Annotated in this window: 27 protein-coding genes; 8 read left to right on the forward strand and 19 right to left on the reverse strand. The window is 51.2% G+C overall.

Annotated features, from left to right (window positions below):
* Window positions 1-27 precede the first annotated feature (27 nt).
* The 8 genes from CEK71_RS13255 to CEK71_RS13290 form a co-directional block, all read right to left on the reverse strand.
* Window positions 28-1,071 (reverse strand): sulfate/molybdate ABC transporter ATP-binding protein, encoded by a 1,044-nt coding sequence (locus tag CEK71_RS13255; RefSeq protein WP_088621615.1) that lies wholly within the window; start codon window positions 1,069-1,071, stop codon window positions 28-30.
* A 38-nt stretch (window positions 1,072-1,109) separates the two neighbouring features.
* A complete protein-coding gene (gene cysW, locus CEK71_RS13260) occupies window positions 1,110-1,955 on the reverse strand; it encodes a sulfate ABC transporter permease subunit CysW (protein ID WP_088619832.1) in 846 nt (281 codons plus the stop codon).
* Window positions 1,956-1,967: 12 nt separating this feature from the next.
* Window positions 1,968-2,795 (reverse strand): sulfate ABC transporter permease subunit CysT, encoded by an 828-nt coding sequence (gene cysT, locus CEK71_RS13265; RefSeq protein WP_088619833.1) that lies wholly within the window; start codon window positions 2,793-2,795, stop codon window positions 1,968-1,970.
* Between the two features lie 160 nt (window positions 2,796-2,955).
* Window positions 2,956-3,960 (reverse strand): sulfate ABC transporter substrate-binding protein, encoded by a 1,005-nt coding sequence (locus tag CEK71_RS13270; RefSeq protein ID WP_088619834.1) that lies wholly within the window; start codon window positions 3,958-3,960, stop codon window positions 2,956-2,958.
* A 29-nt stretch (window positions 3,961-3,989) separates the two neighbouring features.
* The gene (locus CEK71_RS13275; RefSeq protein ID WP_157679230.1) at window positions 3,990-5,510 is read right to left on the reverse strand and encodes an OprO/OprP family phosphate-selective porin; all 1,521 of its coding nucleotides are present in this window, start codon (window positions 5,508-5,510) and stop codon (window positions 3,990-3,992) included.
* Between the two features lie 114 nt (window positions 5,511-5,624).
* Window positions 5,625-5,795: a YezD family protein gene (locus CEK71_RS13280; protein ID WP_088619836.1), complete on the reverse strand. Its 171-nt coding sequence runs from the start codon at window positions 5,793-5,795 to the stop codon at window positions 5,625-5,627.
* Window positions 5,796-6,192: 397 nt separating this feature from the next.
* Entirely contained in the window at window positions 6,193-7,902 is a 1,710-nt protein-coding gene (locus CEK71_RS13285; RefSeq protein WP_088619837.1) for an LruC domain-containing protein, read from the reverse strand.
* Window positions 7,903-8,016: 114 nt separating this feature from the next.
* Window positions 8,017-8,394 carry a hypothetical protein gene (locus tag CEK71_RS13290; protein WP_088619838.1) on the reverse strand — a complete coding sequence of 126 codons (378 nt, stop codon included), beginning with the start codon at window positions 8,392-8,394 and terminating at the stop codon, window positions 8,017-8,019.
* Window positions 8,395-8,726: 332 nt separating this feature from the next.
* On the opposite strand from CEK71_RS13290, the gene CEK71_RS13295 reads away from it, so the two are divergent.
* The 3 genes from CEK71_RS13295 (at window position 8,727) to CEK71_RS13305 (ending at window position 11,367) form a co-directional block, all read left to right on the forward strand.
* Window positions 8,727-9,056 carry an Hpt domain-containing protein gene (locus tag CEK71_RS13295; protein WP_088619839.1) on the forward strand — a complete coding sequence of 110 codons (330 nt, stop codon included), beginning with the start codon at window positions 8,727-8,729 and terminating at the stop codon, window positions 9,054-9,056.
* 34 nt (window positions 9,057-9,090) lie between these two features.
* The gene (locus CEK71_RS13300; protein ID WP_088619840.1) at window positions 9,091-10,509 is read left to right on the forward strand and encodes a sigma-54-dependent transcriptional regulator; all 1,419 of its coding nucleotides are present in this window, start codon (window positions 9,091-9,093) and stop codon (window positions 10,507-10,509) included.
* Between the two features lie 84 nt (window positions 10,510-10,593).
* Window positions 10,594-11,367, forward strand: a complete 774-nt coding sequence (locus CEK71_RS13305; protein WP_088619841.1) for a TatD family hydrolase — start codon at window positions 10,594-10,596, stop codon at window positions 11,365-11,367.
* A 16-nt stretch (window positions 11,368-11,383) separates the two neighbouring features.
* On the opposite strand, the gene CEK71_RS13310 is transcribed toward CEK71_RS13305, so the two are convergent.
* From CEK71_RS13310 to CEK71_RS13335, 6 genes are read right to left on the reverse strand one after another with little or no spacing between them, the layout of a single operon-like run.
* Window positions 11,384-12,439, reverse strand: coding sequence for an NAD(P)/FAD-dependent oxidoreductase (locus CEK71_RS13310; RefSeq protein ID WP_088619842.1), 1,056 nt, complete (start codon window positions 12,437-12,439; stop codon window positions 11,384-11,386).
* Window positions 12,440-12,443: 4 nt separating this feature from the next.
* Window positions 12,444-13,007 carry a hypothetical protein gene (locus tag CEK71_RS13315; protein ID WP_088619843.1) on the reverse strand — a complete coding sequence of 188 codons (564 nt, stop codon included), beginning with the start codon at window positions 13,005-13,007 and terminating at the stop codon, window positions 12,444-12,446.
* Window positions 13,008-13,967, reverse strand: a complete 960-nt coding sequence (locus tag CEK71_RS13320; protein WP_088619844.1) for an AAA family ATPase — start codon at window positions 13,965-13,967, stop codon at window positions 13,008-13,010.
* 35 nt (window positions 13,968-14,002) lie between these two features.
* On the reverse strand, window positions 14,003-15,148 hold the full coding sequence (gene waaC / locus CEK71_RS13325; protein ID WP_088619845.1) for a lipopolysaccharide heptosyltransferase I: 1,146 nt from the start codon (window positions 15,146-15,148) through the stop codon (window positions 14,003-14,005).
* Window positions 15,145-16,161 carry a lipopolysaccharide heptosyltransferase II gene (gene waaF, locus CEK71_RS13330; protein WP_269766550.1) on the reverse strand — a complete coding sequence of 339 codons (1,017 nt, stop codon included), beginning with the start codon at window positions 16,159-16,161 and terminating at the stop codon, window positions 15,145-15,147. The genes waaC and waaF overlap by 4 nt, the downstream gene beginning before the upstream one ends.
* A complete protein-coding gene (locus CEK71_RS13335) occupies window positions 16,154-17,077 on the reverse strand; it encodes a branched-chain amino acid transaminase (RefSeq protein ID WP_088619847.1) in 924 nt (307 codons plus the stop codon). The genes waaF and CEK71_RS13335 overlap by 8 nt, the downstream gene beginning before the upstream one ends.
* Window positions 17,078-17,717: 640 nt before the next feature.
* Between CEK71_RS13335 and CEK71_RS13340 the strand changes: the two genes are divergently transcribed.
* On the forward strand, window positions 17,718-18,713 hold the full coding sequence (locus CEK71_RS13340) for a sterol desaturase family protein (RefSeq protein WP_088619848.1): 996 nt from the start codon (window positions 17,718-17,720) through the stop codon (window positions 18,711-18,713).
* 147 nt (window positions 18,714-18,860) lie between these two features.
* On the opposite strand, the gene CEK71_RS13345 is transcribed toward CEK71_RS13340, so the two are convergent.
* The 4 genes from CEK71_RS13345 to grxC all read right to left on the reverse strand — a co-directional run bounded on the left by CEK71_RS13345 (window position 18,861) and on the right by grxC (window position 22,493).
* Window positions 18,861-21,287: a fatty acid cis/trans isomerase gene (locus tag CEK71_RS13345; RefSeq protein WP_088619849.1), complete on the reverse strand. Its 2,427-nt coding sequence runs from the start codon at window positions 21,285-21,287 to the stop codon at window positions 18,861-18,863.
* Window positions 21,288-21,349: 62 nt separating this feature from the next.
* Complete coding sequence (locus tag CEK71_RS13350) at window positions 21,350-21,949, reverse strand: MBL fold metallo-hydrolase (protein WP_088619850.1); 600 nt, start codon at window positions 21,947-21,949, stop codon at window positions 21,350-21,352.
* A 45-nt stretch (window positions 21,950-21,994) separates the two neighbouring features.
* Window positions 21,995-22,228 carry a DUF1289 domain-containing protein gene (locus tag CEK71_RS13355; RefSeq protein WP_088619851.1) on the reverse strand — a complete coding sequence of 78 codons (234 nt, stop codon included), beginning with the start codon at window positions 22,226-22,228 and terminating at the stop codon, window positions 21,995-21,997.
* A gap of 4 nt (window positions 22,229-22,232) precedes the next feature.
* On the reverse strand, window positions 22,233-22,493 hold the full coding sequence (grxC, locus tag CEK71_RS13360; RefSeq protein WP_088619852.1) for a glutaredoxin 3: 261 nt from the start codon (window positions 22,491-22,493) through the stop codon (window positions 22,233-22,235).
* Between the two features lie 505 nt (window positions 22,494-22,998).
* Between grxC and gcvH the strand changes: the two genes are divergently transcribed.
* The 4 genes from gcvH to mazG all read left to right on the forward strand — a co-directional run bounded on the left by gcvH (window position 22,999) and on the right by mazG (window position 25,566).
* A complete protein-coding gene (gcvH, locus tag CEK71_RS13365; protein ID WP_088619853.1) occupies window positions 22,999-23,379 on the forward strand; it encodes a glycine cleavage system protein GcvH in 381 nt (126 codons plus the stop codon).
* A 75-nt stretch (window positions 23,380-23,454) separates the two neighbouring features.
* Window positions 23,455-23,814 (forward strand): diacylglycerol kinase, encoded by a 360-nt coding sequence (locus CEK71_RS13370; RefSeq protein WP_088619854.1) that lies wholly within the window; start codon window positions 23,455-23,457, stop codon window positions 23,812-23,814.
* A gap of 11 nt (window positions 23,815-23,825) precedes the next feature.
* The gene (locus tag CEK71_RS13375) at window positions 23,826-24,761 is read left to right on the forward strand and encodes a carbohydrate kinase family protein (RefSeq protein ID WP_088619855.1); all 936 of its coding nucleotides are present in this window, start codon (window positions 23,826-23,828) and stop codon (window positions 24,759-24,761) included.
* A gap of 13 nt (window positions 24,762-24,774) precedes the next feature.
* Entirely contained in the window at window positions 24,775-25,566 is a 792-nt protein-coding gene (mazG, locus tag CEK71_RS13380) for a nucleoside triphosphate pyrophosphohydrolase (protein WP_198328225.1), read from the forward strand.
* Window positions 25,567-25,789: 223 nt separating this feature from the next.
* Here the strand turns inward: mazG and CEK71_RS13385 are convergent, their stop codons facing one another.
* Entirely contained in the window at window positions 25,790-26,923 is a 1,134-nt protein-coding gene (locus CEK71_RS13385) for an ISAs1 family transposase (RefSeq protein WP_088619856.1), read from the reverse strand.
* Window positions 26,924-26,939 lie beyond the last annotated feature (16 nt).

The raw sequence follows: 26,939 nt of genomic DNA on the forward strand, positions 1-26,939 counted from the left end.
CCGATAGCAACCATCTTCTGTCGGCGTTTAATGGAACCAATGCGCATTACGGATGCGTAAATTAACTTTATCGCCGCGTTGCAAATCTAAGCGTCTGAACTGTTCGTTAGGCATTTCTGCATAGACGGTCGCTTGTTCGCCTTGGGCGGCATTCTTAACCAATTCAACACGGATCAGCGCCCCTAAATGTTGCCAGTCTTTTAAGACCGCATGGGCTGCCGTGCTGTCGTCGGCTTTTTGTACCTCAATATCATGGGGGCGGACATGGGCGGTTTTGCCGGATTTATCGGCAATCGGCAAGCCTGAGCTGTGCAACCAGATGGCATCGTGGTCATCCGGCGCAAAGATGTTGGTCTGGCCGATAAAACGCGAGACAAAGGCATTGGCGGGATGGTCATAAATGTCGCTGGGCGCACCTTGCTGTTCAATCCGGCCTTGGTTAAGCACCACCACTTGGCTGGCGACTTCCATTGCCTCTTCTTGGTCATGGGTAACAAAAATACTGGTGACGTTTAGCTCATGGTGCAGGTTTCTTAGCCATTGCCGTAAGTCTTTACGGACACTGGCATCTAAAGCCCCAAACGGTTCATCCAACAACAACACTTCCGGCTCTACCGCTAAGGCCCGCGCTAAGGCGATACGTTGGCGTTGGCCACCGGACAATTGGTCGGGGAAGCGGTCATGCAGCCAGTCCAGTTGCACCAAATTCAATAAGGCATGGACTTTTTTGGCGATGTCGGCTTCACTGGGGCGGTGTTGTTTCGGTTTGACCCGCAAGCCGAAGGCGATATTGTCAAACACGGTCATGTGCCGGAACAGGGCGTAATGTTGGAACACAAAACCGATGCCGCGATGGCTGACGTGCTGCTCGGTCTTGTCTTCACCATTAAGTACCACCCGCCCGGAATCGGCTTGTTCCAAACCGGCGATGATGCGTAATAGGGTGGTTTTGCCGCAACCGGAAGGCCCGAGCAGGGCGACCAATTCGCCTTCGGGGATTTCAAGGTCAATATTGTTCAGGGCGGCGAATTGCCCGAAGTTTTTGGTGATATTAGACAGTATGATGCTCATAATAAGTTGCCCGCAAATAAGGTGTAAAAGACGGCGGCTTATTTGCCTTGCCGCCATTCCAAAATGGATTTCAGAACCAAGGTGACAATCGCCAACCCTGCCAGTATTGAAGCGCTGGCGAAAGCGCCGACAAAATCGTATTCGTTATAGCTGACTTCGACATGTAAGGGCAGGGTATTGGTCAGGCCACGGATATGGCCAGACACCACTGAAACCGCGCCAAACTCGCCCATTGCCCGCGCATTACATAGCAATACGCCGTACAGCAACGCCCATTTGATGTTCGGTAAGGTGATTTGGAAGAACATTTGCCAGCCGCTCGCGCCTAAAGACAGCGCGGCTTCCTCTTCTTCGCTGCCCATTTCCTGCATCAGCGGGATCAGTTCGCGGGCGACAAACGGGAAGGTGATGAACAAGGTCGCTAAAACAATCCCCGGCACGGCGAAAATAATCTTGATGTCATGATCGGAGAACCAATGGCCGAACCAGCCTTGGGCACCGAACATCAACACGAAAATCAGGCCGGAAATGACTGGCGACACCGAAAACGGCAAGTCAATCAAGGTGGTCAACAGGCTTTTACCTTTAAATTCAAAGCGCGTGATCGCCCAAGCCGCACAAACCCCTAATACCGTATTTAGCGGCACGGTGATAAAAGCGGTCAGTAAGGTCAGGCGCAGTGCCGCCAACGCGTCGGGTTGTGCCAAAGCGCTGATGTAGGCTGTCCAGCCTTTGGCGAAAGCTTCACTGATGACTATCCAGAGCGGCAGGCATAAAAATAGCAGGATAAAGCCGAGGGCGGTGGCGATTAGCCCCCATTTGAGCCAAGCCGGATCATGTAAAGCCCGTTTGGTCATAGTTTGGGTGTGGGTAACGGCATTCATTAGCGCATCTCCTTATAATTGCCCGGAACGTTTGCGTACCCAGAGCTGCAATAAATTAATCACCAGTAACATGATGAAAGAAATCACCAGCATGGTGAGGGCAATCGCGGTCGCACCGGGAATATCGTATTGCTCCAGCTTGGTAACAATCATCAGCGGGACAATTTCGGAGACGTAAGGCAGGTTCCCGGCGATAAAAATGACCGAACCGTATTCGCCGATACCCCGCGCGAACGCCAGCGCGAAGCCGGTTAGCAGGGCGGGGAAAATGTTCGGGAAAATGATTTTGACAAACACTTGCAAGCGGGTTGCCCCCAAGCTGGCGGCGGCTTCTTCCATAGATGAGTCAAATTCCTGCAAGACCGGTTCTACAGTACGCACGACAAACGGCAAGCTGATGAAGATTAATGCGACGACGATACCTAAGGGCTTGTAGGCAACTTGTATGCCGAAGCTGTGCATCAGCCATTGGCCGATCAGGCCGTTAGGTTGGTAAATGGTTGCCAAGACGATACCCGCCACGGCGGTGGGCAAGGCAAATGGCAAATCGATCAACGCGTCAAAAAAACGCTTGCCGGGAAAGGAGTAACGTACAAACGACCAAGCAATGATAAAGCCAAACAGGCTGGCAATGCTGGCGGCCGCAAAGGCGGTGCTGAAACTGACCCGGAAAGAGGCCAGCACACGGTCATGGGTAATGATTTTATAAAAATCCGCCGCACTGAGTTCAAAACTTTTGAAAATCAGGGTACTGAGCGGAATCAGCACGATCAGGCATAAATACACTATCGTAAAACCCAGCGTGGGGCGAAAGCCCGGCATAATGTTACTTTGTCTCATGGTTAACCTTCGTTTTTGTGGTCAGGTTATGGGGTTCTGATGCCGGAAACGGCTGACCTGCAAACCGTTGTTCTGGTTTAAACGGCCTTAGCCACGCAGGGCTTGCGCCCTGCGCCGCTAAGATTTTAATGTTGCCGGATAGCAGACAAAATCGGCGGGTTTAAGGCGCGTAAATCTGGTCAAAAATGCCGTTATCGTCAAAATGCTCTTGTTGCACGGCTTCCCAGCTACCGAAACGGTCTTTGATGGTGAACAGCTCCAGTTTTGGGAATACGGCCAGATCGGCAGGGTCGGCGTATTTAGGCTCAATCGGACGATAATAATGTTTCGCCGCCAACTTTTGTCCGGCTGGCGTGTACAGGTAGTTTAAGTACGCTTCGGCCAAATCTTTCGTGCCGTGCTTGTTGACGACGGTATCGACGACCGCTACAGGCGTTTCGGCAAGGATACTGGCAGGCGGCGCGACGATTTCAACTTGGTCGCCGCCCATTTCTTTAATCGCTAACAGGGCTTCGTTTTCCCAGGCCAACAGCACGTCACCGATGCCGCGTTGCAAGAAGGTTGTGGTCGCACCGCGTGCGCCGGAATCCAGTACGGGGACGTTTTTATAGAGTTTTTTGATAAACTCTTTTGCCGCTTCTTTACCGCCATATTGCTTTTCCGCGAACGCCCAAGCCGCCAGATAGTTGTAACGGGCACCGCCTGAGGTTTTCGGGTTAGGTGTCACTACGGACACGCCTTCTTTAACCAGGTCATCCCAGTTTTTGATGCCTTTGGGGTTGCCTTTACGCACTAAGAAGACAATAGTCGAGGTATACGGGATGCTGTTGTTCGGCAGGCGGCTTTGCCAGTCTTTCGGCAATAGCTTGGCTTTGTCGGCAATTTTGTCGATGTCGTAAGTGATCGCCAGCGTCAAAACATCGGCATCCAAGCCGTCAATTACCGCGCGCGCCTGTTTGCCGGCACCGCCATGGGATTGTTGGATGGCAACGGTTTCGCCGGATTTTTCTTTCCAATATTTAATAAATTCTTTGTTAAAGTCTTGGTAGAGCTCACGGGTGGGGTCATAAGAGACGTTTAATAGGGTGCGGTCGGCAAATGCTACCGTGCCTAGGCTTAAGCTAACGGCAAGTACCGCCAATTTTAGGGTGGCTGTAAGGTTCATGTCATGTCCTGGGTAAGGCTTTAAAGGGATTAAAATACGAACTGTAGACGGGTCGCAAAGGCTTTTTCTTCAGGACGGTTACCGCCTGAAGCGGCCCCACCCGTAAAGCGGGTATCTTCATAATCCGCCATCAAGCGGGTGTTATTGTTCAGATACCAGTTGAAGCCGACCGCCCAAGCGGTCGCTTGGCTGACCGAATTGCTGGCGCTTAACAGTTGAAAAGTGTTTTTGTCGACTGACAATTCGCTCCAACGGGCGGCGAACTGCAACGCGCCCCATTGGCCTTTTGAGGGGTTAAATGCCGCGCGTGGCTTGACGCTTTGGAAAGTATTGTTTTCGCCAGTCAGGACATAAGAGGCTTGGATTTGCCAAGCGGAATTGTCTTGTTTGATGTGGGTGCGGCCTGCATCGCCCGTTAACTGTTGCGAAGACAGGACATATTCGCCCATCAGGCCGTAAGGCCCCTTATACCAGTAGGCTTGCGGATAAATACGGTAATGTTCGCCATCGGCAGCAATACCGCTGACTCCGGTTTTCAGTTTGGTATAATCGACAATGGTGTTTTGGCCAATGGCGCTTTTTAAGTTAAGGGCGCCGCTGGCGAATGATAGGCTGTCGTTTTGGGGCTGGACATAACTGGCCGCGACACCCGCGCCGAAGCCCTCCAGCGCATTGATGCCGGAATTTTGGAACGGATGCAGCCACAAACGCCCTGCCACCTCTTTATTGTCGGCGACAGCTTTGTAGGAGTCTTCTGCCCCGTTATCGCCGCCGCCGTTAAAGACACCGACTTCATAAGTGGCAAAGTTTTTGAAATCAATAGGGCCTGCGTATTCGGTCTTTTGGCCGGGCGCACCAAAACTGCCGTGCAATTTAATGCCGTTGTCACGGTTGCTGGCAAGGTAAGTCGGGTAAGCGCGTTCGACAAAGGTGCCATCAGTGTCGCCTTGCAGACGCTCTAAGCTCAGTGGGGTTTTTTGTCTGCCCACCGTCAAAGCCGCGCTATTCCAGTAATGCAAATCAATATAGGCATCCGCCAATAGGGTTTTGCCATTGCCAAAATCGGGCATGAGTTTAAAATCGTTGTATTTCCAAAACCGTCCTTCTAGCCATAAACGCGCTTGTCTGAGATCAAAACGGTTATTTAGTGCCGAACCTGAAGGATCGTCTATAAAAAAGCGTTCGTCGCCTTGTATTGAGCCGCGCAGACGCACGGAATGGTCGCCATCCGCCGAGGTAAAGCTGATGCCTTTGTTGCTCACGTCCAGCTTAGGTGCGGTTTTCGACGCTTCCAAGGCGATTTCTTTGTTCACTTCGTTTTGGCGTTCAAGGATTTTGACTTTTTGGTCTAAGGCTTGGACGACAGGGTCGGGTTTGCTGGGGGCATTAAGGTTAGGGGTAACGTTTAAGCGCTCTTCTAACAGCCGCAGACGTTTTTCCAGCAGGTCGATTTTTTGATCTTTCGCATCGGCGAAAGCCGTGTCCAGGCTGGCGGCGGCCAATAGGCCATGAATAGCCGCCGTGAGCAGCAAACGGTTTGGGTTTTTCATAAGTTCACCTTGTGGGTAATTTCCGGTTATCCGGTCTGTTTTATTGACTTTCATGATGACAATCCTCGGTTATCCGCTAGATTTAAGCCAATGGCTTGAGGTGAGGATGGGGTTTTATAATGCGTCTGGGCGTAGTTTCTCTTTGCGTTCAATTTGGACAATTTTGCTGTCGTGGATAACGATTTCCACTGAGCCAAACCGTATGCTTTCCAGCATCTGCATGATCTGCCGGGCAATTTCAGCATTCCGCTGTTTTTGGTGGTGGTTGCTCTCAGTAGTTGCCATATTGCTAATCTTAATGTGGTTCGATCAGTGTAAATATCGGGCTAAAACGTCTGTTTAGTGGTTTCGGAAACAGGATAAGCAAATTTTTGCCGATAAGAAAATGACCAAATTCGATGAATTTATCTGCTTTTTAGATACACTGGGCGGGGCGGCGGGCGGAGCTTGAAAGAAGGGTGGGAATAGGCAAGACAGGAAATGAAAAACAGCCGTTGTAAGGTCGGATAGAGCGAATGGGGAGAGGGCTTGCTATATCCTAATCACACGCCTTAAAAGACGGTGTGGTTAAGACGCTTTATGCTCTGGATTTTCAGGCAGGGCGGCGAAGTCAAACGCGCTAATCAGCAGGGGATGCTAAAAAGCGCGCAAGCTTTTCTAGGGAGGGACTGTTGAATCAGCGTTATTTGCCGATATACAGATAATTCTTATTGGTAGGATGTAAATACCAATCGGTATTCTGTACCCCGCTGCTTTCCGCCCAAGAGCCAAAAAAGCCGTAAGCGGTGGTCACATCTTGGGTTTCTAGCGGATACTGCCAAGTGTCAGGAATATCCAAAGCCCAAGGCAAATTATTGGCTGTCCGATAATAATGGCCTTTGCTAGGATCGGACGCATCATCCCCCGTGCCAAACAGGCTACGGTCAGCTAATGCGGTCGGTTGCATATCAACCAAATGGGTTTCTTTGCCGCGGTTAATCGCCGAGAAAATGAACGGGTTATAAGGCGGTGCAGTCAGGTTAGCCTTAGGTTTAGTGAAGGTGATATGCGCGGTGTAGCGCGGGCCTTGCACCGTTGGGCATTGGCTCCAGGTGTTAAAGTAACTGCATGGAAACGTCTGGCTGGGCAACGTTCCCGGTTTCAGGTTTGGGGAAATGATCAACACCGCTTCGGGTTGGTTAGCCTCAGGTACTAAGGCGACCGGAGTCCCGTTATTGGTCATTAGTGTTGCAGCGGGGCTACCGTCGGCATTTTTTAGCACAATATCACTACTGGCCACACCCGGAAAATGCAGGCCGAAACCACGGTCATATACACCGCCCCGTGCCATCACTTGATAAATGGAATCCACATCAGTGACTTGTCCCGCCGCATTCAGGGTTTCGATAATACGGTAATTCATCACCACATCATTCATATCGTAATCGCCTCTCAGTGGCCATTGGTCTTCAAAAGCCAATTTGCCATAGCCAGTCGAACTGGGATAAAAGCGTTGCGCAGAACGGGTCGGATCGTTGGGGAATGCGTCCAGATAATCCGGGACGGTGTCCTTGTCGGTATCAATCAAGTTCAAATCGGCCTTAGGGGTCAGGCTATTGAGCTGGCTGGTATCAACCGCACTGAACGGTGTCACATGGATAGCAATGACCACATCGTTAAAATCATTGTCGCTGCCTTGGCCGGGGGTGCGGTTCATGTCCTCAAAACCCAAGACCAACAGCCCGTCGGAAGGGTTGGATAACAGCACGGTATGTGCTTTATAATTGTTAGTACCGACATTCACTTCTGGATTCAGCTTTTGGAGGGTGCGGAAAATGGCGTTGGCGGATTGGTTAGGATTGTCCGCACCTAAGCTTGGAACCCAGCCATTGCCTAATAAGGTGAAGCCCAGCGCGTCGCCGGCATGGAAAGTGCCTAAGTCCAGGGCGTTGCCGTATTTTAAAAAAGCGGTGGACGGGTTATAAATGGCTGATGTGCTGCTGGGGAACAAAATCTTGTCTTGCACTTGAGTGGTTTTGGTCGGCATATTTTCGGCGCTGAATTTGAAAAAACCCAAGCCGTTATGGTAGCCCGCACCGCTATAGACAAACGCGACCTTAACTTCTGCGTCACGGACTAAGAAAATGTTCGCCCCTTGGTCGTCGGTGAGCAATTTCTCGGAATTTTTGTTGATATTCTGCCCTTCCGGCAATTTACGGAGTACGCGTGACAGCAAATCCGATGGTAAGCTCTTGCTCATATCGAAGATGGCGTTTGGCACGCCTGTGGTCTTGTTGTACGGGCCAAAATATTGCCAATCGGTTTTCGCATTAGCGTGGCTACTGATGCCAAACGGCCCGGCCAACAGTAAGGTGGCGAATTTTAGCCATGATGTTTTTGATGTCTGTGCCATAAATTTCTCTCTGTGCAAATCTGGTTGATAGTGTCATTTGCGGCTTGAATCCGCTCTGTTTTTTCTTATGCTTCCGGCACTGTGTTTGGCCATTTTGGCATTGTGTCCGCTGTATTAGAAGTTATCAATGACGGTATTGACTTTGTTTTTAGTAATAGATACTTTGACTTCTTTAAACGAATCTAACCAACGTGATCTGACGACGATTGTTTTTAACGAAGCGGGAATCCGCAATTTGCCGTTGTAATGGCCTGAACTGTCCACCATGCGTGAATCCAGCAAACGTAAGCCGCCTGCGCCTTGGCTATAAAAGCTTAAACCACTTTCTTCATTAGCCCCAGTATTAATCTGAATATCGACGGCCACGGTTTTTTGGGTTTTATAGGCAAACGAGTCGCCGACATTGAGGCTATTCATATCGGCAAATACAGCGCCTGATGCCAAGGATGATAAGAGGATCAATCCGTTCAGCAAGTTAGTATAGGTAGTCATAAAATAAATCCTGTATTATAAAATAATTTTTAGGTTACTGAGTCTATAGCAAACGGTGTGCCATAAATTTATTTATTAATTATCAATTGCTTATGTGGATTTTTCTGGGTGACTGTCCTGATAGTTTCGCAAAATGCAAATAACCAAACTGCAAAATGCGAAAAACGGCGCGGCTGTTGCAATTTGAAAATGCGAAAAAGTCAGAAGGATGGTTTCAACGGGCATTATCAACAGTAAGAAAGGCTAAATTTGCGGCTTTAATAACAACGCTATACACTGGTCGGTGTGGAAATTTCTGGCCGAAAGCTCCCTTAACTCGTGAGGTAAATGTTATGCCTATTATCGACTTTGCCGTATTGGCGCATTTGCAGGCAGAGTTGCCTGAGGATTTGTACCAAGAACTGCTGGCGCTCTTTCTGGAACAAGGCGGACAGCGGGTCATGGCGATTGAACAGGCCATTGCAGAACAGAATTTTGCGGTGTTGGCGCATGAGATCCATGCTTGCGTCAGCGAGGCGGCGACTTTTGGCGCGATGCAGTTGGCGGCTTTAGCCAGCCATAGTAATGGCCTTTGCCGTCAAGGAGAAAAGGCACAGGCCTTTGCGGCGGCGGCCACAATCAAGCCAGCTTGGCTGTTAGTTTATGCCGAACTGAACAAGTAGTCGTGGTAACTTAACCTAATCCTATACTGACATTATGCCGACAACGTCCTTGCCTACTGTCTTACTGATTGAAGATAGCCCAACCTTGAGCTTGTTATATAAGGGGTATCTGCGCCATGAAGATATTCAGCTCTGCCATAGCAGCACAGGGGCGGAGGGCTTGGCGTTCATCGACGGGCAATGTCCTGACGTGGTGGTGCTGGATTTGAATTTGCCGGACATGGAAGGTATGGATATCCTCAAGGTCATCCAAAAGCAAAACCTGCCCTGCGCCGCCATTGTCATAACGGCTTATGGTAGTATTGATGTTGCCGTTGATGCCATGCGTTACGGTGCGTTTGATTTCATCGAAAAGCCTTTTTCCGGCAAAAGGTTATTGGTCACTTTACGCAATGCCTTAAACAGCCGCTCTTTGCAGCGGCAAATCGAGCAACTTAGCCAAGATTTCCGCCCTAATTATCATGGTTTTATTGGATCATCCTTGGCGATGCAGAGGGTTTACCGCATTATTGACAGTGCCGCGCCCAGTAAGGCGACCGTGTTTATCACCGGAGAAAGCGGGACAGGCAAAGAAGTCTGTGCGGAAGCGATCCACCAACAAAGCCCGCGCAGCAAGCAGCCGTTTATTGCCTTGAACTGTGCCGCCATACCGCGCGATTTGATGGAAAGCGAAATTTTTGGCCATGTCAAAGGCGCGTTCACTGGCGCGTCAGGCGAGCGCAAAGGCGCGGCAGAGCAGGCGGATGGCGGCACGTTTTTTTTGGATGAAATTTGCGAAATGGACATTGACCTACAAGCTAAATTGCTACGATTCATCCAGACCGGAAAAATACAAAAAGTCGGTGGGACAGGTACAAAAACCGTCGATTTGCGCTTTATCTGCGCCACTAACCGTAATCCGTTGGATGAGGTGGCTGCTGGGCGCTTTCGGGAAGATTTGTTTTACCGCTTGCACGTCATCCCCCTGCATTTGCCGCCCTTGCGGGAACGCTCGGAAGATGTGCTGCTGATTGCCCGCCAGTTTTTGCAGACTTACAGCACCGAAGAGCATAAGGAATTTGTCGGTTTGTCGCCAGAATGCGAAGCCATTTTTACCGCCTACCCTTGGCTGGGCAATATCCGTGAATTGCAAAATGTCATGCGCAATATTGTTGTCTTAAACCAGGGCCAATGGGTGGAAGCCGAGATGTTGCCGGAGCCGTTAAGATCGGTACGTCCACAACCACAGCAGCTATTGAAACCGCACAAAACCGCCCAACCGGACACACCACCCCCACCGCAGGAGATTTTGCCTTTATGGCAGGTGGAAAAAACCGCGATAGAAAATGCGCTGCGTTATTGCCAGGACAATATACCTAACGCCGCCGCGTTGCTGGAGGTCAGCCCGTCAACGATTTACCGAAAGATTCAGGGTTGGCAGAAAAACGGGCAGGACACTAAGACAAAGCCATAAGAGAAAGTCAGTTAAAGGCGTTGGCGATATGCGTAAAACTTGCTACAGTGCTGGTATCTATTTTTTACAGACGTAGGCTAGCCCATGTTGATTGACTCCCATTGCCATCTTGACCGTATCGACCTTAAACCCTACCAAAATGATTTTGGTTGCTTTATGCAAAAAGTAACCGATAGCCAAATCGAATATCTGCTGTGCATCGCCATCGACTTGGAAGCTTATCCCGCCATGTTGGCCAAGGTTGCCGATTACCCGCAAATCTCGGTCAGTGTCGGGGTGCATCCTAACGAGCATGAAGGCCACGACCCTAGTGTCGAAGAATTGATTGAACTGGGGCAAAACCCCAAAGTGATCGCCATAGGTGAAACGGGCTTGGATTATTTCCGTTCGGAAGGCGATTTAAGCTGGCAGCACCAACGTTTCCGCACCCACATTGCCGCAGCAAAAGCGTTGAAAAAACCGTTGATTATCCATACCCGCGAAGCGAAGGATGATACTTTGAAGATTTTGGCGGAGGAGGGCGCGGCAGATGTCGGCGGTATTATCCACTGCTTCACCGAAGATTGGGAATTCGCCCAACGGGCGATGGATTTGAACTTTTATATCTCTTTTTCCGGCATCGTCACTTTTAACAACGCCACGGCTATTAAAGATGTCGCCCAACGCATCCCAGCCGACCGTTTCCTGATAGAAACCGATTCGCCTTATCTAGCCCCCGTACCGTTTCGCGGCAAAACCAACTACCCGCTCTACGTCCGCCACGTCGCCGAACATATTGCCCAATTGCGCGGCACAACGTTTGAAGAGGTGGCGCAGTTGTCTAGGGATAATTTTTATCGGTTGTTTGGGATGGCTTGAGTAGCGGTGGGTATATTTAGGCAGGGTAATGCGCGGCATAGTGGCGGCTGATGGCGCAGGGTGCGGGGGTGTTGTTCAGCAGGCTGTCGGCAAAGCGTTGGCTGTACCAAGGTATCTGTAAGCTGCCTTTGGCTCCGAAGCCGTTAAAAATCGCCAGTTGCGGGTGTTGGGGGTGGTAGCCGAGGAAAGGCTGCTTATCTAAGGTGCAAGGGCGGATGTTGGCGTGGTGGGCGGTCAGTTCGGCTTGTGCTAGGTCGGCGGACAGAGCGGCAAGTCCGGCCAGCAGTTGCTGCCGCCCTTGTGCGGTCGGTTCGGTATCGGTGGCGTTATGGGTAAAGGTTGCGCCGATACGGCTGTGCTGGCTGTTTAAGGGCAATAGCCAATGGCCGTAATTGAGCAAGGCATCGGGTAGGAACTGGTGGTGCGCTAAGGTCAGGATTTCGCCTTTGGCGGGTTGGAAGGGTAGCCAGCTAAACCAAGGGTTATGCTGGGCGTGGTAGCCTTCGCAAAAAATCAGCCGCTTCGGCTTAATGTCTTGCCAGCGTAAGGGGTTTAGGTGGAGGTCGTCAGGGTGGAAAGCCGCTTGCCGATAGCTGTTTTGGGCAAGCAAAAATCCGCGTAGGCAGGCTAACAGCGGGCGGGTGAGCAGGTAGCCGGTTTGTTGCTGTACTACTGCGCCGTCTGGGTTGCTTAGGCCGTAGGCTGAGGTGTTGGGCGGGTAAAGGGTGGCTAGGTAGGCTTGGTAAGCATCATCGCGCAGGCGTTTTTCGGCTTGCTGGTATTGGGCTGGGCTATGCAAAAGCCGCAGCATGGGTTTTTCGATATAAAACGGTTGCCCGAAGACGCTGGCAAGCTGTTGGTAGCAGTGTTTGGCAACGGGTAGTAGGGTGTCCGCTTCGGTGGATTTGACCAAACGCAGTCCAGTGACGGGGTTGATCAGCCCGGCGGCGATTTGCGAAGCGTTTTCTTGGCCGTTATCGACGACCAGCACCGAGCTGCCGCGTTGGATGAGTTCCCAAGCCAATAGGCTACCCGCTAGGCCTTGGCCGATGATGAGGAAATCGACGGGCATGGCTTTAAGTAAACAGGTAGGTCAGGGCGGATTTTAAGCCGTCAAAATGCGGGTGTCCGAAATTGTAGGGGGCGTTAGGGTAGGCGGTTTTATAAATTTGGTGCAGAATGGCTTTGTGGTTTTCTTTGGATTGAAAGCTGGAGCAGTTTAGAAAGTGTTGGATGCACTGCCGTTCTGTAGGGGATATGCTGGATAAAATCAACGATTCCAAATAGCCTGTACCCGTTTCTGGGTCGCACATAATATAGGTTTGGCTGATGTCCTGAAAGCCCAAGTCGGCTATCATCGCGGTAAGTGCGGCTTGAGCGTTGGCTCGGCCACCGTATTTGCTGTCGTTTGTCGGGTCATCCGCATCGACAATAAACAATATTTTTTCAATTTGGTCGGTCTGTGCAGCTTGTTTTAAGAAAGAATAGCTGTCGGTTTTGAAAAAATTGCTTTTCGAACCCATGCCCCGAAACTCAATTAATGCTGTTGCTAGCCCTAAGTGTTCCAGCAATAAGCGGATGAGTTCATTATCGGCGGTTTTTTTAGCGCCGCCTTCGTGGACGATAAAAATCGACTGCATTTATCGCACCTCATACCCTTGTGTCATGCTGTCTAGGAGCATGTCATAATCTAAGGAAATGGTTTTGACTTCTGCTTGTTTGTTTTTTACCAGAATCGTGTAGCTAATGTCTGAGTCAGCTTGTTTTTGTGCCGCCCGCACCAACGCTTCCAGCATTTCTTTGGAGTGGGTGGTGGCAAACACTTGGCAGTGATTTTGTTTGGATAGGCTTAGGATGATGTCCCATAAGCGGTCTAATTGGCTGTAATAAATGCCGTTATCGATTTCGTCTATGAGCAAATAGCCCTTTTCACATTCATACAAGGCGCAGATAATGGAAATGTAATGCCTTAAACCATCACCAAATTCGCTGATGTCGCGGTATACACCGTTTGTTTTACATTGGGGTTTGTCACCGATGACTTTAAAGTTTTCGATGCTGTCGTCAAAAGCCCGAACGTAAGCGTTCAGTTCGCTTTCTTTATCTTGTTTTTGGATGGCTTGAAAAGCGCTAATCAGTTGATGATCTGCCCAACCATAGTTATCGATAAACTCAATATTGCTGATACGCTTATTGGTTATATTTAAGTCTTTGCCATTAATGGTGGTCAATACACCTTGAAAGATAAAATGATATTCTTTTATGCCATTTTCTTCCAGGATAGAAAATGCGGTATCGCTCACATTAGACTTAGCCGAATAGTTTCGCGTCGTGTCTATTAGCTGTTGGGCATTGGATTCGCTAGCTTTACTGGCCAGGAGGTTTAAGTTTTCGCGGGCAAATTTAATGTCATAGATCGCCATTATCATCGTATCAATGCTCTTCGAATGGACATTGATATAACAAGCCTCCAACAATGCGGTTTTGCCGATATTATTCTTGCCGCCAATCAAATTGACGCGCTTAAACCCCGATGCCTGAAAATCGCTGAAACATTTAAATTGCTTAATGGCAATATCGGTTAAAAAATGTCCGTCCATTTAACGCTCTCCAGTACCGGGGCTTTTCCCTGTTATCAATCAATATCAATCGAGAAAAAATCGTCAGAATCAATATTCTCCAAAGAGTTGGCGATGTCGTCCAAGTCCTTGTCATTAATGTCGCGTATCGGCAGGGCTTGTTTGCCGATGATGGCGGCACGGCTTTGGGTGGAGGCGGGCGGCAGGTGTGCCAATAAGTCTTGGGCGATGGTGATAATTTCTTGCGGGTTGATGTCCCGGATAGAAAAATCCTGCTTATCAAGCTTATGCGGGTTAACCGCTGAGGACGATTTAACCACCTTATTAATGTCAGTCTGATAGACGCGGCTGATGGGGGTGGGGCCAAAAATGGTGATGGAGGGGCGGTTCAGCCCCCAAGCCATGTGGGTGGGGCCACTGTCATTGCCGATGACCAAATCCGCATGGGCAATCAGGGCTTTTAGGCTGTTTAAATCCAGTTTGGGCATAATCTGCACGTTATCGGATTGGTCGCACATCCATTCGGCATTTTTACGCTCTTGATCAGTCCCCCAGACAATCAGGCAGTTTTGTTTCAAGGCATCGGCAATCTTAACGTATTTTTCAATTGGGTAGTTACGGCTTTCCCAGGTCGAACCGATGACTAAGACGATATTTTTTAAATTTTTGTGCAGGTAGAGTTCTAGGCGTTCGTCTTGGTCTTTAAAGAACAAAAAGGGTTTTTTCGCTAAAATTTGTTCGCGGCTAATCTCTATGCCTAGGGGTTGGGTCAGGACAGTGGCGTTGCGGTCGATGGTGTTGGCATCGTAGGGGATGGCCACTTTGACGTTATATAACCAAGAGGCGAATTTTTCGCGGGCGGAATCGGCATCAAAGCCGGATACCCGGCTACCCAGCAAACGTGCGGTGATGGAGGATTTGAGCAGGCCTTGGGCATCAATGACCAAGTCATAATGCTTGGCGGCGTAGCGGCGCAGGCGTTTGATTTCGCGTAACAGCGAAGTTTTGTCGTTTTTTAGGGCTTTAAGGTTGACGGTCAGGACATTATCCAGATCGGGCTGGTATTGCAGCACTTCGGCAAAGCGATGTTCGACAATCCAGTCGATTTGTGCATCCGGCTGATGCGCTTTTATAAATTGCAAGGCGACCATTGCATGAACGATATCACCGAGCGCGGACAATTTGACAATGGCAATTTTCATGGTGGCAGTAACTCCTGCACTTGTTCGGGCCTGATACCTTGCAAACAAGCGGTATGGCCGAGCGGACAGACACGTTTGAAGCAAGGCGCACAAGCCAAATTGAGGGAAATAATCTGGGCTTTCGCAGTCAGTGGCGGTGTAAAGCCTGGATCGGATGAGCCGTAAATGGCAATAACGGGTTTATCCAGCGCGGCGGCAACGTGCATTAGGCCGGAATCGTTGCTGACTACGGCATCGGTCAGGGATAATAAATCGACAGCTTCGGCCAGCGAGGTTTTGCCCGTAAAATCAAGGCAAGCGTTTAGGGTTGCCCGGTTAATGTCGGCAGCGACAGTTTGGTCTTTGGCCGAGCCAAACAGCCAAACTTGCCAGCCTTGCTTAAGCTGATGACGGGCCAATTCGGCGTAATGTTCCGTGGGCCAGCGTTTGGCTTCGCCGTATTCGGCACCCGGACACAAGGCGAGAATCTTCTGGGCGGCTAAGCCCTCGGCGTTGAGTTTAAATTGCACTTGTACCGCGTGTTGTTGTGCCGGACTGATGGCCAAGCGGGGCAACGGGTAGGGCGTTGGCAAGTGAGCACCCTTAGGATGGCCTAGCGCGGCAAAGCGTTGCACGGTCATGGGCAGTTGTTGTTTGTTGAGCTGCCGGGCATCATTGAGCAAGCCCCAACGGCATTCACCGACATAACCGGTGCGTTGCGGGATGTCGGCAAAAAACGGCGTTAACGCGGATTTCCACGAATTGGGTAAGACGATTGCTTGCTGATAAGCATTTGCGCGTAACTGCTTGCCCAGCGTGACGCGTTCCCATAAGCCCAGTTGCCCATGCCCTAAGGGCATGGTAATCGCGCGGTTGACTTCCGGCATCCGCTCCAGCAAGCCGAATGTCCATGCTGGTGCCAGCACGTCAATCAGACAGTCGGGCGCGTTAGCTTGTAACGTTAAGAACAAGCTTTGCGCCATCACCATGTCGCCGACCCAAGACGGGCCGACGACGAGTATTTTCCTAGGCAACGTAAGTCAACCAGTCGGCATGGCTATCGCCACGGCCATGGACGGCATCGAAATACAGGGCTTGCAACTGTTCGGTGACAGGCCCCCGGCTACCGCTGCCAATAGTGCGGTTGTCCAGTTCCCTAATCGGCGTGACTTCGGCGGCGGAGCCGGTGAAAAAAGCTTCGTCGGCGACATAAATCTCATCACGCGTAATGCGTTTTTCCACTACTTGATAACCTTGCTCGCGGGCGATGGTCATGACGGTATCGCGGGTAATGCCTTCTAACGCCGAGGTGGTTTCTGGCGTATAAATTTTGCCGTCCCGGACGATGAACAGGTTTTCCGCACTGCCTTCGGCGGCAAAGCCTTCATGATCCAGCATCAGGGCTTCATCGTAACCGTTCGACAGGGCTTCTTGCAAGGCCAAAATGGAGTTGATGTAGTTACCGTTGGCTTTGGCTTTGCACATGGTGCTGTTGTGGTGGTTACGCGTATAAGACGAGGTGCGGATGCGGATGCCTTTTTCGATGCTTTCCGCGCCCAAATACGCGCCCCAAGGCCAAGCCGCGACCATAACGTGTACTTTCAGGTTATCGGCACGCAAGCCCATGCCTTCTGAGCCATAAAAGCACATGGTACGGATGTAGGCGCTGTCCAGTTGGTTTTTGACCAGCGCGTCGCGTTGCGCTTGGTTTATTTCGTCTTTCGTGAACGGCATTTTCATGTTCATGATATGCGCGGAACGGAACAGGCGGTCAGTGTGCTCCTGCATTCTGAACACCGCTGTGCCTTGGGTGGCGTGATAGGCGCGGATACCTTCAAACACGCCCAAGCCGTAGTGCAGGGTATGTGTCAACACATGGACTTTCGCTTCACGCCACTCAACCCATTGTCCATCCAGCCAAATAACGCCGTCTCTATCGTCCATCGTCATCGTTTTTTCTCCACCTAGCAGTAGTCTGAGTTATAAATGGTCTAGTTTACTATAAACTCCATGACAGCAATACCGCGTTTATTGCTTAAAATGCGTTATTGTGGGCAATGGCTAATGATAAACGGAGAATAGCCTTTTTAGCTATAGGGGAATTGGAGTTTTGGGCGATAGGTGGGGCGGTATTCTGCCGTAGCACCTAGGCGCTTGAAGCTGTCCCACTGCCCGTTCCCTGTTGCTAGGCAGGCATTGCCGTGCCATTTCGATAACAATATGTATTTAATTGGTTGACAATTACGGTATTGTTACGGTTTTTTGGTGCTATTTGGCGCATAATTGCACCTGTATGATACATTCCCTCGTACGAATTCATGAAATGTCCGGCAAAAAAACCGTTATGGTCAAGATTATTTGCGGGCGGCTTCGCATTTTTTCCTAAAAATACGCCTAAATCGGTTGAAAAATAGATATTGGCTCATATATTGCTGGGTATTAACTAAAGTCTGTTACGCATCCTGCGTATTTTTGCTTGCTGGTTCGGCCTGAACCGTAGGGCGTTGTCCCTGTCATACCATTGTCACCTAGCCCTTTTATGCTGATGTTCGGGTCTTGAATGCTTGCATCCGTTTTAATGGAGGTTCCCATGTTAGAATTAATGACGTTCTTAGACACTTTTAATTGGCCTACTACGCTGTCAGGCGAGGGTGTGGCGGTTATCCTGCTGGCTTTTTTCGGCGTGTGTTACGGTCTGGAACAACTTTTTCCGCACCGTAAGCCGATTAAGCGGCGCGGCTCTTATGGCACTAACCTTGGCTTGTTTGCCGTTAACAACACAGTACTGTCGTTATTGTCGGTGTCGTCGCTGTTTCTGCTCGCCCAGCATTATGCCGAGCAAGGTTTGCTGCGCTATATCAATCATCCTGCTGCGCAAATGATCGTCGCCTTTTTGGTGCTGGATTTACTGTTATACCTGTGGCATCGGGCTTGCCATAGTTTTGATGGCTTGTGGTTGTTCCACCGCGTCCATCATAACGACCCGTATCTGAACACCTCAACGGCGTTGCGGATACACATTTTGGAACTGCTCATCACTAACTTGCTAAAAGCGGGGTATGTTGTGCTGCTAGGTGTCGACCAACTGATGATGATGGTTAACGAGATGCTGATTACTTTGTTGACCTTGTTCCACCATACCAATATTGCCTTTAAAGGTGAGCAATGGCTGGGTAAGTTGTTGATTATGCCGTATCTGCACCGTGCCCACCACTCTACCGAGCGTTACGAGCATGACAGCAATTACGGGGCGGCCTTATCTGTCTGGGATCGTCTGTTCGGTACGCTTAACGAGCGCGAGCCTGAGGCTATCGGCCTTAACGGCCATCAACCACAGGAGCTTATCAGTTTGTTTAAACTCGGCTTTAATATCGCAACCCCGGCTTCTGTGCCACAAAGCTTACCTGTCGAATTGGAAATGATGATTGCCGAAGCGGCTTATTACCGCGCCGAAAAGCGCGATTTTTCGCCGGGCTATGAATTGCTGGATTGGTTGGAGGCTAAAAATGATATTTTTAAACTCGTCTATGGCCATGAACCCAACCAAAAAAAGCAGGGTAAGTATGGTTTGCTGGTATTGGGTTAGCTTTGGTGGCTGACCGTATCTTGTTGTCGGGACGTTGCTCTGCAACGTCCCGCTGCCTAATAGCGTAATGGTGATAAGGGAGGGCATAAACGCTTTTCTGTGGCTCATCAGGAACGGCTTTTATGCCCTGTTATACCGTGTATCCCCCTACCGCCGTCCGTAGCGGCTCAAGTCAAATATCCCCCCATTTTCGGGTCGTCCGTCGCGGTGTTTTTGGTTAAAGCCGTCATAGCTTGCCCAAAATTGCGGATCGTTACGCGCCACGCCATACTTATTATAAAACTGCGCCATTGCCGTATCGGTTTGGGCTTGCTTTAACTGGTTGGCAAAGTCGGGCAATTGTTCGCTGGCGACTTTAAAAAATTGGTTGGGGTAGCTGCCTACCAAGCCAGGCAATACCGTCAGGGTGTCTTTGTCCGCTTGCCAACCTTGGCCGTCATCAAACATTACGCCGACATGGCTTAAATAGCGGTTGCGGATTAAGGTGTATACCGGGTCTTGGTCGGGGGTGGCGGTGGTGATACGCAAAAACGACACTTCGGGTAAGGCGGTGATTTCCGAGCCCTTTAGCGCGTTTAATTGGGCGATAAAGCCGTCGAATTGCGGGTCGGGCAAGGGGGTGGGCACTGGTACGGCCACGATCGGTTCGGGGACGCTGGCTTGGGTGCAGGGTTCTTGTGGGCACGGTGCGGGCAGGGCAGGCGGATTAGCGGCCGCTATGGGCAGAGGCGCGACGATTTTGGGCAGCTTGCCGAGCAGTTCGTGCGGATAATCTTGGCTTTGGTAACTGACGGCAGATTCGCTTTGGTTGGCAAAGTCCGGTGTGCTAAAAACGCCTAGCCATCGGTTGCCCAAAGCTGGATACCAACTGGCATGAACGGTAGGGCGGACGGCTTTGGGCAGAAAGTGCAGGAAATTATTTTCCGCTTCGCTACGCAGCAGGCCTAAGGTTAGGCGGGTGTTGAGGTGGTGGGCGCTGTCGCCGTAGAGATTAAAGTCCGCCACCAGCAAATAGTACAGACGCTCGAACAGCGGGTAGTCGATGACCCAAGCGGTGTCCGGGGTCTTGCCCTGTAGGCCTTTGACAACGGACGCGTTGTCGTTATGGCGGAACAGGGTCAGCAAAGCGTTATCGTTACTGCCGCCGCCATCCCACAGTTGTTTGAGGTCAATGGCTTGGTTATTGAGCAGGACGGTTTCGGTAAAAGTCGCTTTATTGGCGAGATACTGTTGCTGTAAGGATTTTAGTTCAAACCATTCGGCAAAGCCGCCGCTCTCACCGCTTGCGGTCGGCAGGCGTAAGAAAGGCGCGTTGGCGCTTAAAAATTGGTTGGTTTGGGCATTCAGCTCGGTGCGCGGTTGCCAAAACGCTATCCAGACCTGATCGCGGAAGCCGTTTGCGCCCTCTTGGCTGTTAAGCGCGGGGCTTTTGAGCATGGTTGAGAGAAAATAGTGGGCATCGTCGAGCAAAAATTGGTAACGGGCGGCAACGGGCAAATCCTTAAAACTGCTGAACGGCTGGGCATAAGGGGAGGTAGCGTAGTCGGGCGGTTGCGCCACGGTGGTTGCCGGGCTTAAAAACAGCTCTTTGAGCCGCGCCATTTTGCCGTCGCTGAGTTCGTAAACGGCATGGGTTTTGTCGGCCAGCGTTTCGGTGACGGGGCGCAGGCGATAGTAAAACTGGCCAATCGCCGGGGCGGTGAAGGGATGCAGGTTATCCAGCTCTTCAATGGCCTGTCCGGGCGGCGTTTTGGCACGGACGAGCCGGTAAAATTCGTTGGCGGCTTGGTCTTTAATATGCAAATGCCCTGTGAACAGATGCTCGTAAAGATACCGTGCGGTCAGTTGCATGGCGGGGGTAGTGTCGTTTAAAAATTGCTCCCATTTGCCGATTTCCGCTAAGGCAGGCTCAGATAATACTGGGGGCAGGCTATTTTTCGCGCCGTCTTGTAGCCAGTTTAATAAAGTTTCCTGCTCACTAGGGTTTAGATTAGGCAGGGTGTAAGGCATTCCTGCAAAGGGTTGGGTGTGCTGGAAATCGGCAAACTCCGCAAGAGTGGGGCAGTCGTCGCTGTGGTCAGGGTCGAGTGCGTTGCCGTTGTCCGGCAAGGGCGGATTGCGCTTTAAGACCAGTAATTTCGCCATCAGCGAATTGTTGAGGTTAAGTTCAGGGAAGTTGGCTTTTTCGTTTAATACTGCAAAAAAGCCCTGTTTACGCCAATCCTCGGTGCTTTTGCCGTCAATGAACAAGCGGCTGGGGGGGATGGCGTGCAGGCGGGTTTCATAAAGCGGTTGTTTGCTGGCACCGCGTTGCAGGCCTTCATAAGAAGTAAGTTGTAGTTGGCAGGGCGCGTCAAAGCCAGCATGGCAGGAAGCGCAGCGCGATTCCAGCAAGGGCTGTACCGAGGCATAATTGAGCCTGCCTGGCTTGTGCTTGGAATTGATCGGAATGAAAGTGGCTTTGCCCGCATCCTTGTCTGCCATAAGGCTACTGAGGCTAATGCCTTTGTAATAGGCAATGCCGGTAGCCGCTAAGGCCAGCAGTAACAGAGAACTAAACTGTAGTTTACGCATATTTCGGTTAAGGTGTCGTGCAGAACATCAGCCGTCCGCCGTGGCAGACGGCTAGATGAAGGTTAAAGTGAACGGGCAAGATGATGCAGCACTTCGCTGCCATGGCTAAATACTGGCCAGCCATCCCCGGTCAGCACAGCTTGTAGGCCGGGTAGGCTGGCGAGGCGTTTGACCGATTGGATGGCCAGTTTGCGGTCAGCCAGCTTGCCATCCGGTAATAGGCACAATTCGCCACCGACATGACAACGGATCAGGTCGCCCGTAATCAGCGTGGTGTGTTCTACTAATAAGGCCAATTCGCCAGGGGTCTTGGAGCCGTTGAGCGTGTAGGCGTTAAGGCCAGGGACGATTTCATCGCCATCATATAACCAGCGGTTACAGATAATAGGGAAGGTGTCCTGCTCCGCCGCAGGCCCTAGCAGCACCGCCCCGGTTTGGCTGGCGAGTTGCTCGCTGGCGCGGCAATGGTCGCTGTTAGTGATGACGATAAAGCCCACCCCGCCCAATTTTTGCAGATGCTGGTGGTCGTGGCCAGATAAGGGCAGGGGGTCAATGACGACATTGCCGCCCTCGCGTACCCACACATAGCTATGGAAGTCTATATCGCGCTCTTCGTTAAAGACAGACCAAGCGAATAAATCTTTTCGGTGTAATGCTTTCATCGGCGACCTTGTTGATTATGATTATAATGGGCTTGCCTACCCCGGTTATGCGTGGCCTTCATACGCTTGTCGGCGTTGCTTGGCATTGGTTAAAATCGCTTGGCGGGTGTGGTTGTCTATCTGGGTCCATTGGGTGATTTCTTGTAGTGACCGGAAACAGCCCAAGCAGATGTCATTATCGTCCAAGCAACAGATACGGATGCACGGGGACGCTATAGGCGCGTTGATATGCTGATAATCGCTGGCTGGCCGTGGGTCGCCCTGGTGGGTATTGCGCATAACGCTAACCTCCGTCTACGAGTAAAGGATCCAGTTTTTTCTGCTGCTCTAGGGCGTACAGGTCATCAAAACCGCCGACATGCAGCTCGCCGATATAAATTTGCGGTACTGTCCGCCGCCGCGTTTTTGTCATCATGGCTTCGCGTAGCCCAGGTTCAGCATCGACATTAATTTCAGTATAGGCCGCGCCCTTTTTGTCGAGCAGACGTTTTGCCATAATACAGTAAGGGCAAATGCGGGTGGTGTAGATGAGTATCTCAGGCATAGGCGGATAATGTTTGTTAAACTATACGGGCATTCTATCGGTAAAGGTATTGTTATTCAATGTCGATAGGTGGCGGCATGGGCGCTCGGCCTGCCGCCATCGGGTCAGAATGGAACGCAATTACTAACTGGCGTTACGCAGTAACGTGCTTTACCCCCGTTTGCCGCGCCGAGCATCGCAGGTTTTGTCGGGATAAGCCCGAAGGGGCGCGGCATGGATGCCGCGCGTCGGCAGGTGCACCCAAGGGCATAAAGGCAGGAGCCCACTCTGCCGACCCCCGACAAAACCGAGAAGCGCAGGATCAAGCGGCAATTGGGCCGCCTTTTCTTTGGATACTTTCTTTTGGCGGAGCAAAAGAAAGTATCTCGCCTTCGGGTGCGAGAACCCGATTAAAAAAACGTCGCGACAGCGACTCATCGCTACATTTTTCAATATCGAAAAATAACTGCGTAACATCAGTTACTAACGCTTAGGCACGTCAACACCCGCGAGATGAGAAATTAACATGAACGATTTACCCGAAAATTTAAAATATGCCCGCACCCACGAATGGGCGTTATGGCAAGAAGACGGCGTTGTCCGTGTCGGCATTACCGATTTTGCCCAACAACAATTGGGCGATTTGGTGTTTATCGGCCTGCCTGATGTGGGGCGTAACGTGGCGGCAGGCGAGCAATGCGCGGTGGTGGAGTCGGTCAAAACCGCTTCCGACTTGCACAGTCCGGTCACTGGTGAAATTGTCGACATCAACACCAGCTTGCAGGACGAACCTGAGCAAATTAACGACAGTCCGTATCAGGCTTGGATATTTGCGGTGCGGGCGGCGGATGCCGCTGAGTTGGACGCGCTGTTAGATGCGGCGGCTTATGAAAACACCTTGGATTAATGCCCTAAAAGTGGCGGCAAGATAGCGTAGTATGCCGCTTTTCCACCTTATATATAGCAAACACCCTAATAAAACATGGCTAACCAAAATGCAAAAGGCCTAAAGCGCCTCGTTAATGCGTGCTTTTTTTCCGCCGCCGGATTTAAGGCGACTTGGCAACACGAAGAGGCGTTCCGGCAAGAAGTGATCTTATTTGTGGTAAGCACCCCGGTCGCCATCTGGCTGGGTGAAACCGTGATTGAAAAGCTGCTGTTGATTGGCAGCATGGTTTTAGTGATGCTGGTCGAGCTGCTCAACACCGCCGTTGAATCGGTGGTAGATCGGGTCGGCTTTGAGCATCATGAGCTGTCAGGACGCGCCAAAGACATCGGTTCGGCGGCGGTGATGATGTCGTTGGCCTGGGCGGCGGTCACTTGGGCTTTAATTTTACTGTAAAGGACAAAACAATGAGTGCGTTAATCTGCGGTTCTATGGCTTACGACACCATCATGGTGTTTCATGACAAATTTAAAAACCACATCCTGCCGGAAAAAGTCCATATCCTTAATGTGTCTTTCTTAGTGCCTGTATTGCGCCGCGAGTACGGCGGCTGTGCCGGCAACATCGCCTATAACTTAAACTTGTTGGGCGAGGAAGCTTTGATTATGGCGGTGGTCGGGCATGATTTTGAGCCCTACAGCTACTGGTTGAGCCAGCATGGCCTATCGAGCGACTATATTAAAATCCTCGACAGCCAGTATACCGGACAGGCCTATATCACCACCGATGAAGAAGGCAATCAAATCACCGCTTTCCATCCGGGAGCGATGGGGGCCTCACATCTGAATGTTGTACCCGCCGACCGCGATGACATTACCATCGGCATCGTTTCGCCCGACGGTAAAGACGGGATGCAGCAACATGCCGCCCAATTCGTCGAGCAGGAAATCCCGTTTATTTTCGACCCCGGCCAAGGTATGCCGATGTTTGATGGCGCGGAACTGCTCACCTTCATTGACCAAGCTACTTGGGTGACGCTGAACGATTATGAGTCTGAGCTGATGCAAGAGCGCACTGGCTTGTCGTTAGAAGCCATTGCCGACCGTGTGGAAGCCTTGGTCGTCACCTTAGGGTCGCACGGCTCGAAAGTCTATACTGGAGGCAGTTGCATCACCATCCCGCCCGCCCAACCGCACGCGCTTAATGATCCGACCGGTTGCGGCGACGCTTACCGCGCCGGGTTGCTGTATGGCCTGATGAACGATCTCGATTGGCCGACCACCGGACGTATCGCTTCCTTAATGGGCGCGATTAAAATCGAGCATCACGGCACCCAAAACCACCGCTTCGACATGGCAAGTTTTAAGCAACGCTACCATGAAAATTTTGGCATTTCCTTCTAAAACGGGCTAGACCATGCTGAACAACACCCAACAATTGCTGGACTTAATGGTACAGTTGCGTGACCCAAAGCAAGGTTGCCCCTGGGATCTCAAACAGGACTTCACTACCTTAATCCCTTACGTCATTGAAGAAGCTTATGAGGTGGTGGATGCCATCGAGCGTAATGATTATGACGACTTGCGCGGCGAGCTGGGCGATTTGCTGCTGCAAGTGGTGTTCCAGGCGCAAATCGCCAAAGAACGCGGCCTGTTTGATTTTGAAGACGTTGCTGGCAGCATCAGCAATAAACTGATACGCCGCCATCCCCACGTTTTCGCCGATGCGGTGTTTGCCAACGACGAGCAACGCCACCAAGCCTGGGAACATGCCAAGGCTTTAGAGCGGCAAGAAAAACAACCGGACACCAGCAGTGCCTTATCCGGCATTGCCGCCAGTTTGCCCGCCTTAATGGCGGCGGAGAAAATCCAAGACCGTGCCGCCCGGCAAGGCTTTGACTGGCCTGAGGCGGAACCCGTTTTCGCCAAGGTGGAAGAGGAGTTGGACGAAGTGCGGGGGGCTTGGGAATCCGGCGATTTGGCGCATATTCAGGAAGAGATTGGCGACTTATTGTTCGTCGCCGTCAATCTGGCGCGGCATTTAAAAGTCAACCCCGAAGTCGCCCTTAAACAAAGTATCCAGAAATTCACCAAACGTTTCCAGTACATCGAGCAACAAGTCGCCGTCTCAGGGCGCGGCATGACTGACTGCGAACTGGCGGAGCTGGATGCCTTGTGGGATGAGGCTAAGGTCGTTTTGGCCAAGTAGGATGGGGGAGTAAGGGCTTTCGGCTTTTGCCGAAAGCCTTAAGGCATGGGTGTGGCCAGTAAAATAGCTAAAGCCCGCCCCCGCCAACCCGCTTTAAAACAGAGTGCAAAGGTCTTTAGCCTTTGCCAGTGGCTTTAGGGCGCAGCGCAAACCTATAAATACTATACTCCCAACCGCTTTACTTAAAGCCCTGCTAGCCATTCAGGGGAAGCGCATAAAAATGTCATAAGGAAAAAACCACTTTTTCCCTAAATTTATCGCTTATGGCGGACATAAAACGTTTTCGTTTGACGCTTAATTTCGATGCCTCGTTTTTTAGCAGGTTGATGGCGACTTGGCGGACACTATTAAAGTTTTCAGGGGCATAACCTTTGCGGATGCGCGAGTCGTCCTCCCTAAAAGTCACGTCCAAAACCCAATGCAGGGAGTTTTCTATCCCCTTTATGCCCCTGAGGGTACAATGCCCCCGTACCGCATGGGCGAAAGGTTTCACCTCCGCCAGCGAGCAGATGTAATGCCGCCGTTCAGTGGTCATTTTGCCATTGACGAAACGTTCGCTTTCGACCATCCCGATACCTTTCAGCCCCTTCCATTTTCCGGTATCGGGCAGGGTGTCCAGGCAAGTGGACAGGTAGAACCGCCGGGTCTCGATGCGCCCATGCCCGGCATAAGTTTCGGTATGGGCCTGTAATTGGCACAACTCCGGTTTGTCGGCGGTTATCGCCTGCGCGAAATAATCGGTGATGGCCTCATAGAGATACTTTTGGTTGCCCTTCACCGCAATGGCGTAATCGGCCTGTTTTTCAATGATTTTTTCCGTAATGCCGGTTTGGCAGCCGATCGCGTCGATAGTGATGATGCAGCCTTTGACTTCGAGCAAGTCCAGCAGGGCGGGGATGGCGGTAATTTCGTTGGACTTCGCCCCAGTCTTGACTTGGCCCGGCGAGATACCGGCTTGGTTCGCCCACGCGCTGACCCTATGGATGGCCCCCAGCTTGTTCTTCCGGTCGGAGGAACGGCGGGCGGTCTTGCCGTCAATGGCGACGACTTCGCCCAGGGAGAGTTCGGCCACGCTTTGCGCCCAAGCGATGAAACATCCGGTCAATTGCTCGGGCACGATCCGTGAGACCACCCGTGCGATGCAGTCGTGCGAGGGGATGCCGTTCGCCAAAGGGATCCATTGGCGGAGCCAAGCCTGCTTTTCTTGACCGAATGTTTCAATGGCCTCCCAGCCTTCCGCGCCGCTGATGACCGCGCACACCGTCAAAATCAAGATATCCACGAGCTGGTGCCGTTTGTGCCGTTCGATACGCGGGTCTTCCAACGTAGAAAAGGCTTCCTGTAAACTCAAGGCCATGCTTTCTTCCCAAAAA

The organism is Methylovulum psychrotolerans (genome assembly GCF_002209385.1).
GTDB lineage: Bacteria > Pseudomonadota > Gammaproteobacteria > Methylococcales > Methylomonadaceae > Methylovulum > Methylovulum psychrotolerans.

What these genes read in the sequence shown, in the direction of transcription:
- cysT (WP_088619833.1), bottom strand. Translation starts at nt 2,795, where the DNA reads ATGAGACAAAGTAACATTATGCCGGGCTTTCGCCCCACGCTGGGTTTT.
- CEK71_RS13345 (WP_088619849.1), bottom strand. Translation starts at nt 21,287, where the DNA reads ATGCGTAAACTACAGTTTAGTTCTCTGTTACTGCTGGCCTTAGCGGCT.
- CEK71_RS13315 (WP_088619843.1), bottom strand. Translation starts at nt 13,007, where the DNA reads ATGCAGTCGATTTTTATCGTCCACGAAGGCGGCGCTAAAAAAACCGCC.
- CEK71_RS13270 (WP_088619834.1), bottom strand. Translation starts at nt 3,960, where the DNA reads ATGAACCTTACAGCCACCCTAAAATTGGCGGTACTTGCCGTTAGCTTA.
- CEK71_RS13375 (WP_088619855.1), top strand. Translation starts at nt 23,826, where the DNA reads ATGAGTGCGTTAATCTGCGGTTCTATGGCTTACGACACCATCATGGTG.
- CEK71_RS13320 (WP_088619844.1), bottom strand. Translation starts at nt 13,967, where the DNA reads ATGGACGGACATTTTTTAACCGATATTGCCATTAAGCAATTTAAATGT.
- mazG (WP_198328225.1), top strand. Translation starts at nt 24,775, where the DNA reads ATGCTGAACAACACCCAACAATTGCTGGACTTAATGGTACAGTTGCGT.
- CEK71_RS13385 (WP_088619856.1), bottom strand. Translation starts at nt 26,923, where the DNA reads ATGGCCTTGAGTTTACAGGAAGCCTTTTCTACGTTGGAAGACCCGCGT.
- CEK71_RS13355 (WP_088619851.1), bottom strand. Translation starts at nt 22,228, where the DNA reads ATGCGCAATACCCACCAGGGCGACCCACGGCCAGCCAGCGATTATCAG.
- CEK71_RS13310 (WP_088619842.1), bottom strand. Translation starts at nt 12,439, where the DNA reads ATGCCCGTCGATTTCCTCATCATCGGCCAAGGCCTAGCGGGTAGCCTA.
- gcvH (WP_088619853.1), top strand. Translation starts at nt 22,999, where the DNA reads ATGAACGATTTACCCGAAAATTTAAAATATGCCCGCACCCACGAATGG.
- CEK71_RS13350 (WP_088619850.1), bottom strand. Translation starts at nt 21,949, where the DNA reads ATGAAAGCATTACACCGAAAAGATTTATTCGCTTGGTCTGTCTTTAAC.
- grxC (WP_088619852.1), bottom strand. Translation starts at nt 22,493, where the DNA reads ATGCCTGAGATACTCATCTACACCACCCGCATTTGCCCTTACTGTATT.
- CEK71_RS13255 (WP_088621615.1), bottom strand. Translation starts at nt 1,071, where the DNA reads ATGAGCATCATACTGTCTAATATCACCAAAAACTTCGGGCAATTCGCC.
- CEK71_RS13295 (WP_088619839.1), top strand. Translation starts at nt 8,727, where the DNA reads ATGCCTATTATCGACTTTGCCGTATTGGCGCATTTGCAGGCAGAGTTG.
- waaC (WP_088619845.1), bottom strand. Translation starts at nt 15,148, where the DNA reads ATGAAAATTGCCATTGTCAAATTGTCCGCGCTCGGTGATATCGTTCAT.
- CEK71_RS13275 (WP_157679230.1), bottom strand. Translation starts at nt 5,510, where the DNA reads ATGAAAAACCCAAACCGTTTGCTGCTCACGGCGGCTATTCATGGCCTA.
- CEK71_RS13335 (WP_088619847.1), bottom strand. Translation starts at nt 17,077, where the DNA reads ATGACGATGGACGATAGAGACGGCGTTATTTGGCTGGATGGACAATGG.
- CEK71_RS13290 (WP_088619838.1), bottom strand. Translation starts at nt 8,394, where the DNA reads ATGACTACCTATACTAACTTGCTGAACGGATTGATCCTCTTATCATCC.
- CEK71_RS13300 (WP_088619840.1), top strand. Translation starts at nt 9,091, where the DNA reads ATGCCGACAACGTCCTTGCCTACTGTCTTACTGATTGAAGATAGCCCA.
- CEK71_RS13305 (WP_088619841.1), top strand. Translation starts at nt 10,594, where the DNA reads ATGTTGATTGACTCCCATTGCCATCTTGACCGTATCGACCTTAAACCC.
- CEK71_RS13285 (WP_088619837.1), bottom strand. Translation starts at nt 7,902, where the DNA reads ATGGCACAGACATCAAAAACATCATGGCTAAAATTCGCCACCTTACTG.
- cysW (WP_088619832.1), bottom strand. Translation starts at nt 1,955, where the DNA reads ATGAATGCCGTTACCCACACCCAAACTATGACCAAACGGGCTTTACAT.
- CEK71_RS13370 (WP_088619854.1), top strand. Translation starts at nt 23,455, where the DNA reads ATGGCTAACCAAAATGCAAAAGGCCTAAAGCGCCTCGTTAATGCGTGC.
- CEK71_RS13340 (WP_088619848.1), top strand. Translation starts at nt 17,718, where the DNA reads ATGTTAGAATTAATGACGTTCTTAGACACTTTTAATTGGCCTACTACG.
- CEK71_RS13280 (WP_088619836.1), bottom strand. Translation starts at nt 5,795, where the DNA reads ATGGCAACTACTGAGAGCAACCACCACCAAAAACAGCGGAATGCTGAA.